The sequence below is a fragment of the Pseudomonas sp. AE27 genome, from assembly GCF_037113495.1.
Classification (GTDB): domain Bacteria; phylum Pseudomonadota; class Gammaproteobacteria; order Pseudomonadales; family Pseudomonadaceae; genus Aquipseudomonas; species Aquipseudomonas palmensis.
Genome location: NZ_CP146966.1, coordinates 5022150 through 5036270, shown reverse-complemented (window position 1 = coordinate 5036270; position 14121 = coordinate 5022150). Strand labels below are relative to the sequence as shown.

General features: G+C 63.2%; 11 protein-coding genes. 3 read left to right on the top strand and 8 right to left on the bottom strand.

The window, feature by feature from the left end; genetic code table 11:
- Window positions 1-93: 93 nt before the first annotated feature.
- Entirely contained in the window at window positions 94-651 is a 558-nt protein-coding gene (locus V9K84_RS23115) for a DUF6436 domain-containing protein (RefSeq protein ID WP_088514628.1), read from the top strand.
- On the opposite strand, the gene V9K84_RS23110 is transcribed toward V9K84_RS23115, so the two are convergent.
- Window positions 648-1196: a sugar O-acetyltransferase gene (locus V9K84_RS23110; RefSeq protein WP_043863432.1), complete on the bottom strand. Its 549-nt coding sequence runs from the start codon at window positions 1194-1196 to the stop codon at window positions 648-650. The two genes, V9K84_RS23115 and V9K84_RS23110, sit on opposite strands and share 4 nt — an antisense overlap.
- Window positions 1197-1296: 100 nt before the next feature.
- On the opposite strand from V9K84_RS23110, the gene V9K84_RS23105 reads away from it, so the two are divergent.
- On the top strand, window positions 1297-3669 hold the full coding sequence (locus tag V9K84_RS23105) for a penicillin acylase family protein (RefSeq protein ID WP_088514627.1): 2373 nt from the start codon (window positions 1297-1299) through the stop codon (window positions 3667-3669).
- A 102-nt stretch (window positions 3670-3771) separates the two neighbouring features.
- Here V9K84_RS23105 and V9K84_RS23100 read toward each other — a convergent pair whose 3' ends face one another.
- From V9K84_RS23100 to V9K84_RS23070, 7 genes are all read right to left on the bottom strand, one after another.
- Window positions 3772-4665: an ABC transporter permease subunit gene (locus tag V9K84_RS23100; protein WP_043863430.1), complete on the bottom strand. Its 894-nt coding sequence runs from the start codon at window positions 4663-4665 to the stop codon at window positions 3772-3774.
- Window positions 4662-5543 carry an ABC transporter permease subunit gene (locus V9K84_RS23095; RefSeq protein ID WP_173925095.1) on the bottom strand — a complete coding sequence of 294 codons (882 nt, stop codon included), beginning with the start codon at window positions 5541-5543 and terminating at the stop codon, window positions 4662-4664. The genes V9K84_RS23100 and V9K84_RS23095 overlap by 4 nt, the downstream gene beginning before the upstream one ends.
- Window positions 5544-5578: 35 nt before the next feature.
- Window positions 5579-6721 (bottom strand): polyamine ABC transporter ATP-binding protein, encoded by a 1143-nt coding sequence (potA, locus tag V9K84_RS23090; RefSeq protein ID WP_043863428.1) that lies wholly within the window; start codon window positions 6719-6721, stop codon window positions 5579-5581.
- Between the two features lie 58 nt (window positions 6722-6779).
- A complete protein-coding gene (locus tag V9K84_RS23085; protein ID WP_043863427.1) occupies window positions 6780-7874 on the bottom strand; it encodes a polyamine ABC transporter substrate-binding protein in 1095 nt (364 codons plus the stop codon).
- Between the two features lie 164 nt (window positions 7875-8038).
- Window positions 8039-9136, bottom strand: coding sequence for a polyamine ABC transporter substrate-binding protein (locus tag V9K84_RS23080; protein WP_043863426.1), 1098 nt, complete (start codon window positions 9134-9136; stop codon window positions 8039-8041).
- 169 nt (window positions 9137-9305) lie between these two features.
- Complete coding sequence (locus tag V9K84_RS23075; protein ID WP_088514626.1) at window positions 9306-10664, bottom strand: aspartate aminotransferase family protein; 1359 nt, start codon at window positions 10662-10664, stop codon at window positions 9306-9308.
- Window positions 10665-10712: 48 nt separating this feature from the next.
- Window positions 10713-12071, bottom strand: a complete 1359-nt coding sequence (locus V9K84_RS23070) for a glutamine synthetase family protein (protein ID WP_043863424.1) — start codon at window positions 12069-12071, stop codon at window positions 10713-10715.
- A 603-nt stretch (window positions 12072-12674) separates the two neighbouring features.
- On the opposite strand from V9K84_RS23070, the gene V9K84_RS23065 reads away from it, so the two are divergent.
- Window positions 12675-14051, top strand: coding sequence for a glutamine synthetase family protein (locus V9K84_RS23065; RefSeq protein ID WP_043863423.1), 1377 nt, complete (start codon window positions 12675-12677; stop codon window positions 14049-14051).
- Window positions 14052-14121 lie beyond the last annotated feature (70 nt).

The following is a 14121-nucleotide window of genomic DNA, read 5'->3' as shown; positions in this document are numbered from 1 at the left end:
GGGGACTTTTTTGTTGCCTGTGCCGTCCCCTCGCCCGTAAGCGCCGGCCTTGCCGGCGAAAAGATACACCCCTTTCCAGAATTGGTACCCCCGATGCCCCGCCACCTGCTCACCGGCCTCACCCTGCTCCTCTGCGCCGCCGGCCTGTGGTGGGCCTACGGCAGCTTCCAGGGCCGCTACCTGCGCCCCTTCGACAACCACACCGCACTGTTCGCCGGCGACACTCTGCGCCTGCCGGAAGACATCGCCGGCCCCGGCCCCGTCCGCCTGGTGCACTTCTGGGACCCGGCCTGCCCCTGCAACGTCGGCAACCAGCAGCACCTGGCCGAGCTGACCGAGCACTTCGCCGCCCAGGGCGTGGAGTTCTACGTGGTGCAAAAGCCCGGTACCCACGGCCAACTGCCCGCCACCCTCGGCGCGCTCAAGCCACTGGCCGATCTGCCCGGCGCCGAGCACCTGCCGGCAAGCCCTGCGGTAGCGATCTGGGACCGCAACGGCCAGCTCGCCTACTTCGGCCCCTACAGCGAGGGTGCCACGTGCAATTCGAGCAACAGCTTCATCGAGCCCATTCTGCTGGCCCTCACCCAGGGCCGCAGCGTGAACGCCACCCACACCCTGGCGGTGGGCTGCTATTGCCCCTGGGCCGGCTAGCGTACCCGTGCCGGATTGCCCATCGCTGTCGCCCCCGCCGGCACATCGCGGGTCACCACTGCGCCCGCGCCGATGATCGCATCATCACCAATGCTCACCCCTGGCAGAATCAGCGCACCGGCACCGATCCACACGTTGCTGCCGATGTTCACCGGGCGCCCGCTCTCCAGCCCCGAACGGCGGATGGCCGGATCGCGCGGATGGTCGGCGGTGAGGATCTGCACACCGGGGCCGATCTGGCAGTCATCGCCGATGTGCACCTGCACCACGTCGAGGATCACGCAGTTGAAGTTGACGAACACGTTGGCGCCCAGCGTGATGTTGTAGCCGTAGTCGCAATGAAACGGCGGCCGGATCACCGCGCCTGCCCCCACCTTGGCGAAGTGCTCGACCAGCAGGGCATGACGCTGCTCGTTGAGCAGTTCGGGGGAATGGTTGTAGCGGTACATCCAGTGCTTGTTGGCGATCTGCTCGGCCTGCAGCTCGGGACAGCCGGCATGATAGAGCTGGCCGGCGAGCATTTTCTGCTTTTCACTGAGGTTCATCGGACCGTGGCTTCCTGGGATGGGTTAAGTTGCAGGGTCTATCCTGTGCCGAACATCTGACCGGCCAGGGCAAGGAACGATCCTCGCACAAGGAGCCCCGATGAAACGCAGCCTTACCCTTCTTGCGGTGCTCATCGCCGCCGTCGCCGGCGGCGGCTACTGGTATGCCCACAGCAAGTTGCCGCAACGCACCGGCGAAGTCACCGTGGCCGGCCTGCAGGCGCCGGTGAGCGTGCGCTACGACCAGCGCGGCGTACCGCACATCCAGGCGCAGAACGAAACCGACCTGTACCGCGCACTGGGCTACGTGCACGCCCAGGACCGCCTGTTCCAGATGGAAATCACCCGGCGCCTGGCCAATGGCGAACTGGCCGAGGTACTGGGCCCCAAGCTGGTGGAGACCGACACCCTGTTTCGCAGCCTGCGCATTGCCGAGCAGGCGCGCAGCATGGTCGCCCGCCAGGACAGGCAATCCCCGGCCTGGCTGGCCCTGCAAGCCTACCTGGAGGGCGTGAACGCCTGGCAGGACTCGCACCCCAGGCCCGTGGAGTTCGATGTGCTGGGCATCACACCGCGCCCGTTCACCGCCGAGGACACCCTGAGCATCGCAGGGTTCATGGCCTACAGCTTCGCCGCCGCGTTTCGTACCGAGCCGCTGCTGACCTACGTGCGCGATCACCTGGGCAAGTACTACCTCAGCGACTTCGACCTGGGTTGGGACCCCGAAGGCGCGGTGCAGACCCCGCCACACCTGGCTGCCGCCGACTGGCGCAGGCTGGGCCGCATCGCCCAGGTCAGCCACCAGGCGCTGGGCGATGCGGGCCTGCCGCAATTCGAGGGCAGCAACGCCTGGGCTGTCAGCGGCAGGCTCACCGCCAGTGGCAAGCCGCTGCTGGCGGGTGACCCGCATATTCGCTTCTCGGTGCCGTCGGTGTGGTACGAGGCCGAACTGTCGGCGCCGGGCTTTCACCTGTACGGCTACCACCAGGCGCTGAACCCGTTCGCCTCGCTGGGACACAACCGCGAGTTCGGCTGGAGCCTGACCATGTTCCAGAACGACGACCTCGACCTGATCGCCGAGCAGGTCAACCCGGACAATCCCGAACAGGTGAAGATCCACGGCCAGTGGCACGACCTCACCTCCACCCAGCAGCAGGTCCGGATCAAGGGGGAAGACCCGCTCACCCTCACCCTGCGCCGCTCGCCGCACGGGCCGATCATCAACCCCGCCGTCAGTGGGCATGAAAACGGCACGCCGATCGCTATGTGGTGGGCATTCCTGGAAACCGAGAACCCGATCCTGGAGGCCTTCTACGACATCAACCGCGCCAACACCCTGGACAGGATGCGTGCGGCCGCCGCCAAGATCCACGCCCCCGGCCTCAACCTGGTATGGGCCAACGCACAGGGCGACATCGGCTGGTGGGCGGCAGCGCAGTTGCCGATCCGCCCGGACGGGGTGAACCCGGCGTTCATTCTCGACGGCAGCACGGCCCAGGCCGACAAGCTCGGCTTCTACCCGTTCAGCGCCAACCCGCAGCAGGAGAACCCCGCCGCGGGCTACATCGTCTCGGCCAACTTCCAGCCGGTGTCGCCCACCGGCATGGTCATCCCCGGCTACTACAACCCGCCGGACCGCGGCCGCCAGCTCAACAACAACCTGGCCTCGCCCGGCGTGAAGTGGGACCTGCACAACAGCCAGGCGTTGCAGCTGGACACGGCCACCGCCTATGGCCCGCACCTGCTCACACCGCTGCTGTCGGTACTGCGCCAGGTGGTCACCGACGTACACGAGCGCGAGCTGGTCGAGCAACTGGCCGCGTGGCGCGGCGACTACCCGGTGGAATCGACCAGCGCCACGCTGTTCAACCAGCTGCTGTACGAATTCGCCCGCGCCGCCACCCATGACGAGCTCGGTGACGAATGGTTCGAGACGCTGCTGTCGACGCGCATGGTGGATACCTTGCTGCCGCGCCTGGCCGCGGACGTGGATTCGCAGTGGTGGGCGCGCAAGGGCAGCAACGCGCACAGTGACCGCGAAACGGTGGTCAAGCTGGCCTGGGACAACACCCTGGCGCACCTGCGCACCACCCTGGGCAAGGACCCGGCGAACTGGCAGTGGGGCAAGGCGCACACCTTGACCCACGGGCACCCGCTGGGTGCGCAGAAGCCGCTGAACCTGCTGTTCAACGTGGGGCCATTCGCGGCGCCGGGCGCGCATGAGGTACCGAACAACCTGTCGTCCAGAATCGGCCCGGCACCGTGGCCGGTGACCTACGGGCCATCGACGCGGCGCGTGATCGATTTCGCCGATGCAGGGACGGCGCTGAGCATCAACCCGCTCGGGCAGAGCGGCGTGGTGTTCGACAGGCACTATGCCGATCAGGCGCAGGACTATATCGACGGCAGGTATCAGCGGGCGCTGATGGGGTTGGCGGGGGAGACCGAGGGAACGTTGCGGCTGGTGCCCTAGGGCTGCTGTGCAGCCCATCGCGGGTCACGCCCGCTCCCACAGGGGTCTGCGGTGTTCGCAAAACCTGTGGGAGCGGGCGTGACCCGCGATGACTTTTTCAGATCAGGCCGAGACCTGCGCCGCAGTGGCGCGGCGCACGTCCGGCTGCTTCCACGAATCCGCGGCGCTTTCTTCGATGGCTTGCTGGATCGCGCGCTTGCGGCGCTCTTCGGCACGGCGGCTGAAGTACCAGACCATGAAGGTCACCAGCGACACGCTGAGCAGGATCAGGCTGGCCACCGCGTTGATCTCCGGCTTCACGCCCAGGCGCACCGCCGAGAACACTTCCATCGGCAAGGTGGTCGAACCCGGCCCGGACACGAAGCTGGCCAGCACCAGGTCGTCCAGCGACAGTGCGAACGACATCATGCCGCCCGCCGCCAGCGACGGCGCGATCATCGGGATGGTGATCAGGAAGAACACCTTCCACGGCCGCGCGCCCAGGTCCATGGCCGCCTCTTCGATGGACAGGTCCAGCTCGCGCAGGCGAGCCGACACCACCACCGCCACATAGGCGGCGCAGAACGTGGTGTGAGCGATCCAGATGGTGACGATGCCGCGCTCCTGCGGCCAACCGATCATCTGCGCCATGGCCACGAACAGCAGCAACAGCGAAAGACCGGTGATCACCTCAGGCATTACCAGCGGTGCGGTGACCAGGCCACCGAACAGCGTGCGCCCCTTGAAGCGGGTCACGCGGGTCAGTACGAACGCCGCCAGGGTACCCAGCGCCACCGCGGCCACCGCGGTGTAGCAGGCAATCTCCAGCGAGCGCATCACCGAGCCCATCAGCTGGGTGTTGTCGAGCAGGCCCACATACCACTTCACCGACCAGCCCCCCCATACCGTCACCAGCTTGGAGGCGTTGAACGAGTAGATCACCAGGATCAGCATGGGCAGGTAGATGAACAGCAGGCCTACCACCAACATCAGTTTGGAGAAACTGAAACGCTTCATGCCCTGCCCTCCATCTCTTTGGCCTGGCTGCGGTTGAACAGCAGGATGGGCACGATCAGGATTGCCAGCATCACCACCGCCAGGGCGGATGCCACCGGCCAGTCACGGTTGTTGAAGAATTCCTGCCACAGCACCTTGCCGATCATCAGGGTTTCCGGGCCGCCCAGCAGCTCGGGGATCACGAACTCGCCCACCACCGGGATGAACACCAGCATGCAGCCGGCCACGATGCCGTTCTTGGACAGCGGCACGGTGATTTTCCAGAAGCTGTTGAAGGTGCTCGAACCCAGGTCGGACGCCGCTTCCAGCAGGCTCTGGTCGTGTTTGACCAGGTTGGCGTAGAGCGGCAGGATCATGAACGGCAGGTACGAATAGACCACGCCGATATACACCGCCAGGTTGGTGTTGAGGATCTGCAGCGGCTGATCGATCAGCCCCAGCCACATCAGGAAGGCATTGAGCAGCCCGTTGTTGCTGAGGATGCCCATCCACGCATACACGCGGATCAGGATCGCCGTCCAGGTCGGCATCATGATCAGCAGCAGCAACACGGTCTGCATTTCCTTGCGCGCGTTGGCGATGGCATAGGCCATCGGGTAGCCGATCGCCAGGCACAGGATCGTGCTGATCAGGGCCATCTTCAACGAGCCCAGGTAGGCCGCGATGTACAGCTCGTCCTCGGTCAACAGGCCATAGTTGGCCAGGTTGAGTACCAGCTGCACCTTGTCTTCGAGGTAGGTGAAGATCTCGGTGTACGGCGGGATCGCCACGTCGGCTTCGGCAAAGCTGATCTTCAGCACGATGAAGAACGGCAGCATGAAGAACAGGAACAGCCACAGGAACGGCACCCCGATCACCAGGTGACGCCCTTCGGGTATCAATCGCTGAAACGCTCGCTTGAGCTTGCGCGCTGTCATGACCGCAGGACCACGCCGCTGTCGTCTTCCCACCACACGTAGACCTGGTCATCCCAGGTCGGCCGGGTGCCCTGGCGCTCGGCGTTGGCGACGAACGACTGCACGATCTTGCCGCCTGGCAGCTCCACGTAGAACACCGAATGGCCACCCAGGTAGGCGATGTCGTGCACCTTGCCATGGGACCAGTTGAACTCGAAGCTCGGCTGCTCGGTGGTCACCAGCAGTTTTTCCGGACGCAGCGCATAGGTGATGCGCTTGTCTTCGACCGAGGTGGTCACACCGTGGCCCACGTAGATCTTGCGCTCGAGCTCGGGGCTGGCGATCAGCGCGTGGCCCTCGGCGTCCTCGACCACTTCGCCTTCGAACAGGTTGACGTTGCCGATGAACTCGCACACCAGGCGGCTGGTGGGGGTTTCGTAGATATCGATGGGGCTGCCGATCTGGGCAATCCAGCCCAGGTGCATGATCGCGATGCGCTGGGCCATGGTCATGGCCTCTTCCTGGTCGTGGGTCACCATCACGCAGGTCACGCCCACGCGCTCGATGATCTCCACCAGCTCCAGCTGCATCTGCGAACGCAGTTTCTTGTCCAGCGCGCCCATCGGCTCATCGAGCAGCAGCAGCTTGGGCCGCTTGGCCAGCGAACGGGCCAGGGCCACACGCTGGCGCTGGCCACCGGAGAGCTGGTGCGGCTTGCGCTTGGCGTACTGGGTCATGTGCACCAGCTTGAGCATCTCGGCCACCCGCGCCTCGATCTCGTCCTTGCTCATGCGGTCCTGCTTGAGGCCGAAGGCGATGTTGTCGGCCACGCTCATGTGCGGGAACAGCGCGTAGGACTGGAACATCATGTTGATCGGCCGCTCGTAGGGCGGCATATCGGTGATGTCCACGCCATCGAGGAAGATCCGCCCTTCGGTCGGGCGCTCGAACCCTGCCAGCATGCGCAGCAAGGTGGACTTGCCCGAGCCGGAGCCACCGAGCAGCGCGAAGATCTCGCCCTTCTTGATCTCCAGGGACACATCGTCCACCGCTACGGTTTCGTCGAACTTCTTTGTAACCCGGTCGATCTTGACCAGCACCTGTTTAGGTTGCTGATCGCCTTCTAGGGCTTTCTTATAGGCACCGGAGGCAACTGCCATGTGTGAAACTCCCAACAAGATTTTGGTGCCCGCCCCTGCCGTGACGGGCCCTGGATAGTTACTTGCCCGACTTGATCTTGGTCCAGCTTCGGGTCATCAAACGTTGCACTTTGGGGGGTAACTCTGAGTTGACGTACAGCTTGTCCAGCACCTCTTGCGGTGGGTAAACCGCTGCGTCGGTTCGCACGCTCTGGTCCATGAGTTCGCCAGCCTTGGGGTTCGGGTTGGCGTAACCGACGTAATCGCTGACCTGGGCGATGACCTCAGGCTTGAGCAGATAGTTGATGAAGGCGTGGGCCTCTTTGACGTTCTTGGCGTCCTTGGGAATCGCCAGCATGTCGAACCAGAGGTTGCCGCCTTCCTTGGGGATCGCGTAGGCGATTTCCACGCCCTTGCCCGCCTCTTCGGCGCGGGACTTGGCCTGGAACACGTCGCCGGAGAAGCCGGCGGCCACGCAGATGTCGCCGTTGGCCAGGTCCGAGATGTACTTGGACGAGTGGAAGTAGGTCACGTAGGGCCGTATGGCCAGCAGCTTCTTCTCGGCGTCGGCGTAGTCCTTGGGGTTGGTGCTGTTGGGGTCGCGGCCCATGTAGTTGAGCACCGCCGGCAGCATCTCGTCGGCCGAGTCGAGGAACGCCACGCCGCACTTGGAGAGCTTCTTGATGTTTTCCGGCTCGAACAGCACGGCCCATGAATCGATGGTGTCGGTGCCCAGCGCGGCCTTGACCTTCTCGACGTTGTAGCCGATGCCATTGGTGCCCCACAGGTAGGGGACCGCGTACTGGTTGCCCGGGTCGTTCTTCTCCAGGCGCTTCATCAGGGCCGGGTCGAGATTGGAATAGTTGGGCAGCAGCGTCTTGTCGAGCTTCTGGAACGCGCCCGCCTTGATCTGCTTGCCGAGGAAATGGTTGGACGGCACCACCACGTCATAGCCGGTGCGACCGGCCAGCAGCTTGCCTTCCAGGGTTTCGTTGGAATCGAAGACGTCCTGCACCGGCTTGATGCCGGTCTCCTTTTCGAAGTCCGCAAGGGTGGTCTGGCCGATGTAGTCCGACCAGTTGTAGATATGCACCGTGGGCGCCGCCTGGACACTGATCGCCAGCGTCAGGCTCGCTGTGGCCAGGACGGCCTTGCGAAAATGTGAAGTAGACAAGTGGGAGGTCCTCTACAAAAGTGCCCGAGTCGTTTGGCAGATACGCCTGCGGTACCGGCAAACCGGCGCGCAACTTACCTTCGATACACCCATCGAGCAAAAAGAATTTGCCCTCGAGCCCCGTTCAGGCACTGTTTTTCAGTGCCTGACGGGAAAAACCGGATTTATTTGCCCGATTTGATCTTGGTCCAGCTGCGGGTGATCAGGCGCAGGGTGCCTGCATCCAGGTCGCTGATCGCGTACAGGTGCTTCTTCACTTCATCCGACGGGTAGATGCTCGGGTCGCCGGAGATGTCCTTGTCCACCAGAGCGGTGGCTGCCTTGTTGCCGTTCGGGAAGCGCACGGCGTTGGTGATCTCGGCCATGACTTCCGGCTGCATCAGGAAGTCCATGAACTTGTAGGCTGCTTCGACATTGGTGGCGTCCTTGGGAATCGCGACCATGTCATAGAAGGTGCCGGCGCCTTCTTTCGGAATGCTGTAGGCCAGCTTGACCTTGTCGCCCGCTTCGTGGGCACGGGCCTTGGACTGCTCCAGGTCACCCGAGTAACCCACGGCCACGCAGATGTTGCCGTTGGCCAGGTCCGAGATGTACTTGGAGGAATGGAAGTACGCCACCGATGGGCGAATGCTCAGGAACAGGTCTTCGGCGGCCTTCAGGTCTGCCTTGTCCTTGCTGTTGGTCGGCTTGCCCAGGTAATGCAGGGCCGCCGGGATCATTTCGGTCGGTGCGTCGAGGAAACTCACGCCGCAGCTCTTGAGCTTGGCGATGTTTTCCGGCTTGAACACCACGTCCCACGAGTCGATCTTGTCGACGCCCAGCGCGGCCTTGACCTTCTCGGGGTTGTAGCCGATGCCGATGCTGCCCCACATGTACGGGAAGGCATGCTTGTTGCCCTGGTCACTGGCATCGCCCACGGCCTTGAGCAGGTCTTCGTCGAGGTTCTTCCAGTTCGGCAGCTTGGACTTGTCCAGCTCCTGGTACACACCGGCCTTGATCTGCTTGGCCAGGAAGTTGTTGGACGGTACCACCACGTCGTAGCCCGACTTGCCGGCCAGCAGCTTGGCTTCCAGGGTTTCGTTGCTGTCGAACACGTCGTAGACCACCTTGATGCCCGACTGCTTCTCGAACTTGGCGATGGTGTCCGGCGCAATGTAGTCGGACCAGTTGTAGACGTGCAGCACCTTGTCGTCCGCCTGAACAGCACCGGCCATCAACCCCGCGAGGGTAGCGGCCAACAGCGTCTTGCCCATTTTCTTCATGCGTAATGCTCCAGAATTTTTTATAGAAACCATCTGTTCAGCGACCGACTCGTTCGGCGCAAGCGCTGGGCGACTGAAACAGTCGCTAGTCTGGCAAGATCCACGGCGCGGTTTCAACCAGAGTGCGCCGCAGATCGCCATTCAACCCAAGGCTGAGCCTAGCACCTGCTCACTTCAACGCTTCGAGCGTCAGGTCCAGGCATTTGCGTGCCTTTTCCACCAGCTCGTCGATCTCCTCGCAGGTGATGACCAGCGGCGGCGCGATGATCATGGTGTCGCCCACGGCGCGCATGATCAGCCCGTTGTCGAAGCAGAACTGGCGGCAGATCATGCCTACGCCCTTGCCCTCGTAACGGGTGCGGGTCGTCTTGTCCTTGACCAGTTCGATCGCGCCGAGCATGCCCAGGCCACGGACCTCGCCCACCAGCGGATGATCGTTCAGCTCACGCAGACATTTCTGCAAATACGGTGCCGTTTCTGCCTGAACGCGCTCGATGATTTTCTCGTCGCGCAGGATCCGCAGGTTTTCCAGGGCCACTGCTGCTGCCACCGGGTGGCCGCTATAGGTGAAGCCGTGGTTGAAGTCGCCGCCTTCACTGAGCACGGCCGCCACTTCGTCCCGCACGATCACGCCGCCCATGGGGATGTAGCCCGAAGTCAGGCCCTTGGCGATGGTCATCAGGTCGGGCTTGAGGCCGTAGTAGTCGGTACCGAACCACTGGCCGGTACGACCGAAACCGCAGATCACCTCATCGGCAATGAACAGGATTTCGTACTTGGCGAGGATTTCCTTGATCTTCGGCCAGTAGGTTTCTGGTGGGATGATAACCCCGCCAGCACCCTGGATCGGCTCGGCGATAAAGGCGGCCACGTTGTCTTCGCCGACCTCGAGGATCTTCTTCTCCAGTTGCTCGGCGGCCCATACGCCGAACGCGTCCGGGGTCATGTCACCGCCTTCGCCGAACCAGTACGGCTGCGCAATATGCACGATGCCCGGCAGCGTACCGCCCTGCTCGTGCATGCCGCTCATGCCGCCCAGGGCAGCGCCGGCCACGGTGGAGCCGTGATAGCCGTTGACCCGACCGATGATCACCTGCTTCTGCGGCTTGCCCTTGAGCGCCCAGTAATGGCGGACCATGCGCAGGTTGGTGTCATTGCCTTCGGAGCCGGAGCCGGTGAAGAACACATGGCTCATGCCCGCAGGGGCCACCTCGGTGATCGCCCGGGCCAGCTCCAGCGCCGGCGGGTGGGCGGTCTGGAAGAACAGGTTGTAGTACGGCAGCTCGCGCATCTGGCTGGCTGCCGCCTCGGCCAGTTCTTCACGGCCGTAGCCGACGGCCACGCACCACAGCCCGGCCATGCCGTCGAGGATCTTGTTGCCCTCGCTGTCCCACAGGTGCACGCCCTTGGCCTTGGTGATGATCCGCGGGCCTTTTTCCTTCAGCTGCTTGTAGTCGCTGAACGGCGCCAGGTGATGATCACGACTCAGGTCTTGCCACTCGCGGGTTTGCGGGTTCTTGACGCTCATGTGCTTCTCCGATGACTGACGGCCGCGCTCCTGCGGCCCCGGGGTTTATCAGACCGCGAACAGCAGGAACTCGCGTTCCCAGGAGCTGATCACGCGTTTGAAATTTTCATGCTCGGCGCGTTTGGTGGCGACGTAGCCTGCGATGAATTTCTTGCCCAGGTACGGCTCCAGCGCGCTGCAGTTCTCCATGCGTTCAAGGGCGTCCTCGATGGTCAGCGGCAGGCGCAGGTTGCGCCGCTCGTAACCGCGACCCTTGACCGGCGCGCTGGGGTTGATGCCTTCGACCATGCCGATGTAGCCGCACAACAGGCTGGCGGCAATCGCCAGGTAAGGGTTGGCGTCGGCGCCGGGCAGGCGGTTTTCCACACGCCGGTTCTGCGGGCCGGCATCCGGCACGCGCAGGCCCACGGTGCGGTTCTCCTCGCCCCACTCCACGTTCACCGGCGCCGAGGTGTCGGGCAGGAAGCGGCGGAACGAGTTGACGTTGGGGGCAAACAGCGGCAGCACCGACGGGATGAACTTCTGCAGGCCACCGACGTGGTGCAGGAACAGCTGGCTCATGCTGCCGTCTTCGTTGGAGAAGATGTTCTTGCCGGTGTTCACGTCGATGATGCTCTGGTGCAGGTGCATCGCACTGCCCGGCTCGCCGGTCATGGGCTTGGCCATGAAGGTGGCGGCGACGTTGTGCTTGAGCGCGGCCTCGCGCATGGTGCGCTTGAACACCAGGATCTGGTCGGCCAGCGACAGCGCGTTGCCGTGACGGAAGTTGATTTCCATCTGCGCGGTGCCGTCCTCGTGGATCAGCGTGTCCAGGTCCAGGTGCTGCAGTTCGCACCAGTCGTAGACGTCCTCGAACAGCGGGTCGAATTCGTTGGCGGCCTCGATGGAGAACGACTGGCGACCGGTCTCGGGGCGACCCGAGCGGCCGATGGGCGGCTGCAGCGGGAAGTCCGGGTCCTCGCAGCGCTTGGTCAGGTAGAACTCCATCTCCGGCGCCACGATCGGCTGCCAGCCTTTGTCGGCGTAGAGCTTCAATACCTTCTTGAGCACGTTGCGCGGCGACAGCTCGACCGGGTTGCCCTGCTTGTCGTAGGTGTCGTGGATCACCTGCGCGGTGGGCTCGATGGCCCATGGCACCAGGAATACCGCGTTCTCGTCGGGGCGGCAGATCATGTCGATGTCGGCCGGATCGAGCAGCTCGTAATAGATGTCATCGTCGACGTAGTCGCCGGTCACCGTCTGCAACAGCACACTTTCGGGCAGGCGCATGCCCTTTTCGGCAATGAACTTGTTGGTGGGGGAGATCTTGCCGCGCGTGATACCGGTGAGGTCGCTGATCAGACACTCGACTTCGGTGATCTTGTGCTCTTTCAACCAATCGGTGAGCTGGTCGAGGTTGTTACTCATAAATACCTCAGGAGGTAAATGTCTGGACTGACGTCAGGACGCCCAGGCTGGGCCGTCCTGCTCATTCTGGATGCCGCACGACGCTAAAGCAAAGCACCTGCCACGGGGCGAACGCGCAGGGCAGTACCCGCTGGGCCGCCTGGCCGGCTATAGTGGTGGCAGTCGATTACAGAAGAGGGTGCGATACCGGGCATGCAGCCCAGGCCGTCAATTATTGCGGCCAGATGGCGGTGCACGGCCACGCGGTATCTGCCGTGGGTGCGGCGGGCGTGCAGACCGATCCGCGCGGTGCGGCCGGTGACGCCGATTGTCGGCTGGCGAGACATGTAACCCCCGGTATTATTGCTGTTATGGGTTGCAACCGAGCTTAGCCTTGTTCATTTTTTTACACAACACCCCTGTAAAAAATAGAATACGGCCCGCTCAAAGTCGCTGTCTCGCTACCAAAGCAGGCCTTGTCGACGCCCTCATTTGCAGCAAAAATGCCGCTTCAGCGCCGTTTTAGGGCATGATGGGGCTGGCTTGACTTCAGCAGGGCTTTCGCGTTGACTGAACCTGCAAGCCCCCATTGATTGATATTTTTAACAACAAAGGTGTTGCATCATGTCGGTACCCCCGCGTGCCGTTCAGCTTAACGAAGCGAACGCGTTCCTTAAGGAACATCCTGAGGTTCTCTACGTTGACCTTCTGATTGCAGATATGAATGGTGTGGTGCGTGGCAAGCGCATCGAACGCACGAGCCTGCACAAGGTTTACGAGAAAGGCATCAACCTGCCGGCCTCCCTCTTCGCCCTGGACATCAACGGTTCCACCGTCGAAAGCACCGGCCTGGGCCTGGACATCGGCGATGCCGACCGTATCTGCTATCCCATCCCCGGCACCCTCTCCAACGAGCCCTGGCAGAAGCGCCCTACCGCGCAGCTGCTGATGACCATGCACGAACTCGAGGGCGAGCCGTTCTTCGCCGACCCGCGTGAAGTGCTGCGCCAGGTGGTGAGCAAGTTCGACGACCTGGGCCTGACCATCTGCGCCGCGTTCGAGCTGGAGTTCTACCTGATCGACCAGGAGAACGTGAACGGCCGTCCGCAGCCGCCGCGCTCGCCGATCTCGGGCAAGCGTCCGATCTCCACCCAGGTGTACCTGATCGACGACCTCGACGAGTACGTCGACTGCCTGCAGGACATTCTGGAAGGTGCCAAGGAACAAGGCATCCCGGCTGATGCCATCGTCAAGGAAAGTGCCCCGGCGCAGTTCGAAGTGAACCTGCACCACGTGGCCGACCCGATCAAGGCCTGCGACTACGCGGTACTGCTCAAGCGTCTGATCAAGAACATCGCCTACGACCATGAGATGGACACCACCTTCATGGCCAAGCCGTACCCTGGCCAGGCGGGCAATGGTCTGCACGTGCATATCTCGGTGCTGGACAAGGATGGCAAGAACATCTTTACCAGCGAGGATCCCGAGCAGAACGCCGCATTGCGTCACGCGATCGGCGGTGTGCTCGAGACCCTGCCGGCGTCGATGGCGTTCCTGTGCCCGAACGTCAACTCGTACCGCCGTTTTGGTGCCCAGTTCTACGTGCCCAACTCCCCGACCTGGGGCCTGGACAACCGTACCGTGGCCTTGCGCGTACCGACCGGCACGCCGGACGCCGTGCGCCTGGAGCACCGTGTGGCCGGTGCCGACGCCAACCCGTACCTGCTGATGGCAGCCGTACTGGCGGGCGTGCACCACGGTCTGACCAACAAGGTCGAACCGGGCCCGGCGATGGTGGGCAACTCCTACGAGCAGAACGAGCAGAGCCTGCCGAACAACCTGCGTGATGCACTGCGCGAGCTGGACGACAGCGAGATCATGGCCAAGTACATCGATCCGAAGTACATCGATATCTTCGTGGCCTGCAAGGAAAGCGAGCTGGAGGAGTTCGAACACTCCATCTCCGACCTTGAGTACAACTGGTACCTGCACACCGTGTAAGGTCCATTCGCCGGCAAGGCCGGCTCCTACAGGGTCGATGTGACCGTGTAGGAGCCGGCCTCGCCGGCGA